The following is a 4,183-nucleotide window of genomic DNA, read 5'->3' as shown; positions in this document are numbered from 1 at the left end:
CCCCGCATCCCTTGGAATAGATCGTCTAGGTGTCCGCTGGTCTTGTCGGTGACGGTTTCTGGCCTCATGGGTCAGGCCGCGGGCAGCGATGCGCCGCCAGGATCCGTGGTCGCGGTCACCCTGCCAACGGCAGGACTGGTTGGAGCAGATGACCCACTTCCAGCCCGCCACCGTGGGCTGGAAGTGGGCCTCACGATGCTGCAGCAACGTGCGGCACTGCGGGCACAGCTTGGACGTGTTGCGGGCAGGGACGACGACTACGGCGACACCGGTCTCAGCGGCGAGATGACACATCCGGTCGACGATCTTCCCGCGTACCTGCTGCGACAGGCGCGCGTTGTGAGCGACCCATGCCCCGTGCTTCCATCGACCGCAGGTCTTCCAGATAGATGACGCTCGCCCGGGCGGCGATCGCCTGATCCACTGCCGCGAGTCGACGCCGCCGAGCCATTGGTAGTGGTCGGCCTTGGCCCTGCAGCCGCTCGGACAGGCGCCGCAGGCGGTGCTGTTTGACGAGGATCCCAGCCGCCCGGACCTGGCCACCAGCCCCAAAGCGGCGATCCGCCCATCGGAGTGGAGTCGGAGGGCTCCGGCGGACGATCGGACGCAGGTCACCCACGCCGGGCCGCCTCCAACGCCTTCCGCACCCGGTCACGAGCCGAGCGGCGGCCGTACAGGCAGCACAAAACGAGGTGAGCACCTCCACCATGTCCCGCACCAGATCCTCGGCAACTTCGCCGCCATCAAGGACGACCAGCGGCGGCCATGCGCGGACAAAGTAGTCCCAACCAGCTCCAAATTCATCCACCCAAGACGGCCTTTGTGCCCTACCAACCTTCGTCACACCTCGCGGAGCTGGATACGGGAAATCGTAAGCACCGCGGCGACCGGGCGGTCGTCACGGACGCCACCGGCGCCGCCGTCCCCACTTGATCACGACCGCCGACACGTACGCCAGGGCGGCCATGGCAACCGTACCGGCGGCAACGAGCCCGGCGATGACTTTCACCCGATCCGTCGCCGCAGTGCGCAGGATGACCGGCTGCGGCTGGCTCGCCGGCAGCGGGCTCGCCGCGATATCGAGGGCACTCACCGCGGCGTACAGGTCAAGCGTGCCGTACTCCGCCGCCGATGCCTGCTGCGCGTCAAGCGGATGCTCGGCGGTCAGCTCCAGCCGGTGCCGAACCTCGGCTTGGTCCAACTCCGCGTGGTACGCGCGAACGAGGGCCGCCGCGCCCGCAACGTACGCCGCCGCGACCGCCGGACCGCCGACCGAGTAATGACCGTGTCCGTGCGGGGCCACGCTGACCGCGCCGGCGCCGGGGGCGAGTAGGTCCACGCCCGCCTCCGGTGACGAGGTCTGGGTCGGCACCCCATTTGGGCCGACGCCCCCGACTCCGAGGACCTGGTTGTCAGCGGCCGGATACCACGGCGGCGCGCCCTGGCCGACGGTTCCCGACGGTTTCTGGTCGGACACGGCGGCGACGACCACGATGTCCTGGGCCACCGCGGTTCGTACGGCCGACGTCAGGTCGGTGTCCGGGGCGCTCGTGCCAACCGCGAGCAGGATCACGTCCGCGCCGGCCGCGGTCGCCGCCCGGATCCCCTTCGCGATCGCACCTGGCGGGATTTGGCCCTTACTGTCCACGATCCGCACCGGCAGTACGGTGGCACCCGGTGCGACGCCAACAAACGCGCTGCCGCTCACCGGACGGGCGGCCACGATGCCGGCCAGGGCAGTCCCGCGACCGAGGCAGTCCCGGTCGGCACGTCCAGAAGTCACCACGTCGATGCCGGACCGTACGACTCCGCCAGTGAGGCCGCCGGCGGTCGCGCTCACCCCGGTGTCCAGCACAGCGACGAGGACGCCGTCGCCGCGGGTCAGCGGCCAGACGTTAGATGGGGCCAGCCGCCTCAACGGCCACGGTGGCGTACTGGCCACCACGGGTGACTCCCCCACGCAGGAGCCCGTACCGGAGGGCAGCGCGGGCGGATCACCCGCCGCGTGCGCCGTGGCGGGCATGGCGGCCAGCGCCACGGCGGCGAGGCTGGCCAGCAGCGTCCGCGACACCCGACGAGGCATCGTCAGTTGTCTTTTCCGGAGTACGGCTCATCGCGGCGCCCGTCACCACGCGGCGGTTCTTTCTCCTCGGTGGCGGCAGGGCCTGCTTCGCTGGCTACCTCTGCGTCGGCGCGGGCGAGCCGCGCGCGGCGAGCCTGGCCGGCCAGCACCGCGCCGGCGGCTAGGACGACCATGACCAGAGCGACGAGTGCCGCTACTGCGAGACCGCCAGCGGACCCGCTCTTGCCGGTCACGGCCGCCGGCCGCACGTCGTGGCCCTCCTCAGACAGCACATTCGTGACCGCGGACTGGGCGTTGACCATGCCCCAGCCGGTCGTGGCGTCGGGCACCGCGCTGCCGAGCGACATCGAGGTCACCTTGATCCGGTATGCCACTTGGGCAGCCGTCAGGTTCGGGTGCGCCGACTGCACCAGCGCGGCGACGCCGGCCACAGCGGCAACCGCGTACGGGGTGCCGCTGACGGCCCGCACACCGCTCCCGCCGATGCCCACGCTGGTCACGCCGACGCCCGGTGCCAGCAAATCCACGGTACCCGGGCGGTAGTGTTCGGCCGGCCACCGCCTCTCGCCAGCAGCGCCGACGTGCAGCAGTGCGCCGGAGGCATCCACTGTAGATGGTGAGGCGGACCTGTTGGCGGCCGTGCCGGGCTGGTCGGCCACCGGGGCACCAGCCACGACAAGCACGCCGTGACCGAGCGCGACGTCGACCGCTGCGGCGACAGGCGGCGCCGCGAGATCGACGTGGGAGCCCAGCGCGATGACTTTTGCTCCGGCCGCGACCGCCACCTCAACGGCGGTCGCGGCGTCGGCCGGTTTGACGCCAGGCGCGGTCGTGACCACGCGGATAGGCAGGACGGTGGCCTCCGGCGCCAGGCCGATCGGCCCGCCCTCGGCGCTGCCAGCCGCCGCGATGATGCCGGCCATGGCCGTCCCGGAGCCGAGACAATCGACGTTACCGCGGTTGGACCCGGCGGTGATGTCGGCGCCAACCGCCACCCGGCCGGCGAGTTGCGGCACGCCGGCATCCACGCCGGAGTCCACGACCGCAACCATGATCCCCTTCCCCTTGGTGGTCTGCCAGGCGACGTCGGCCACCACGGCGCGCTGCGCCCAGTTGGACATCTCGCCACCGGCGTGCGTCGTGGCGCACCCGCCGCCAGCGGTGGGAGGAGGCGCGCCGATCGTGGCAGGAGGCACGGCCGGCTTCCCCGGCTGTGGGTTCGCGGGGGCGCCTGACGGGTCCAGCAGCAGCCCGTACTGAACCCCCTCCCCGGCGGCATCCCACGGCAGCACGATCTGCCAGCCCGGGGGCAGCACCCGCGAATCGGTGAGTATGCCGCCGTCGGGCTGCCGCCGGCCGGCGTTGAGATTGAACACCTCGGGCACCCGATCGGCGGTGCCGAGGAAGCGACTGGCGATCTCCGACAGGTTCTCAGGCTGACCCTGGTAGGAGTCGCCAACGACGTAGTACTTCGCGTACTGCTGGTCACCTGGGACGGGCGCTGCCAGCACCGGTCCAGCACCGCCCAGCAGAGCCACCGCCATGGCGCTGACCAGGCACCACAGCACCCCGGTCCAGTCAAGGCGCTTCGCGGCCACCGCCAGTCCCCCTCGCTGAAGAGCGCAGGCCAGCGACGGCCACGCACGACAGGACTACGGGCCGAGACGTGGCACAGTTCAACCCAGCGGCGAAGAATCCAGACCTCGGTTGACATCCTCCCGGCCCTGAAAGGGGCTGGGATTCTCACGGTCGCCCGTGAGGTTTCCTGTTTCATCGCCGACTGCCTTGCCGGGAGGATCTTTTCTTGAGGTCTTACATCAGCTCCGCAGGCGTTTCACCTCTCCGCCAGCCCGGCGGCGAGAATGTTGCGAGCAGCGTTGATGTCCCTATCATGCTCAACCCCGCAACCCGGGCACGTCCAAGCGCGCACGTTGAGGGCGAGGGTGGTGTTGATCCGCCCGCACCCGGAGCAGGTTTTGGACGAGGGCAACCACCGGTCGACGGGGATCACCTCACGCCCGTACCAGGTGGCCTTGTACTCCAGCATGATCCTGCTGGCTTATTGCCGGGTTCATGCGGCCAGGGCGAGTCGGGCGAGGT

General features: G+C 70.6%; 4 protein-coding genes. All 4 read right to left on the bottom strand.

The genetic code is table 11. The annotated features are described in order from the left end of the window. The coding region (locus A6A27_RS47375) for a zinc ribbon domain-containing protein (RefSeq protein WP_443189952.1) at nucleotides 1-543 on the bottom strand (543 nt) is incomplete at its 3' end. A 355-nt stretch (nucleotides 544-898) separates the two neighbouring features. Further along, nucleotides 899-2,071 (bottom strand): S8 family serine peptidase, encoded by a 1,173-nt coding sequence (locus A6A27_RS06450; RefSeq protein ID WP_158073960.1) that lies wholly within the window; start codon nucleotides 2,069-2,071, stop codon nucleotides 899-901. Nucleotides 2,072-2,085: 14 nt separating this feature from the next. Further along, nucleotides 2,086-3,681: a S8 family serine peptidase gene (locus A6A27_RS06445; protein WP_073833624.1), complete on the bottom strand. Its 1,596-nt coding sequence runs from the start codon at nucleotides 3,679-3,681 to the stop codon at nucleotides 2,086-2,088. Between the two features lie 236 nt (nucleotides 3,682-3,917). Continuing rightward, nucleotides 3,918-4,130: a zinc ribbon domain-containing protein gene (locus A6A27_RS47370; RefSeq protein WP_198940212.1), complete on the bottom strand. Its 213-nt coding sequence runs from the start codon at nucleotides 4,128-4,130 to the stop codon at nucleotides 3,918-3,920. Nucleotides 4,131-4,183 lie beyond the last annotated feature (53 nt).

It is taken from the genome of Micromonospora sp. CB01531, assembly GCF_001905095.1.
Classification (GTDB): Bacteria; Actinomycetota; Actinomycetes; order Mycobacteriales; family Micromonosporaceae; genus Micromonospora.
Note: the sequence above shows the minus strand (reverse complement) of the source record. Positions and strands in the feature narration are given on the sequence as shown.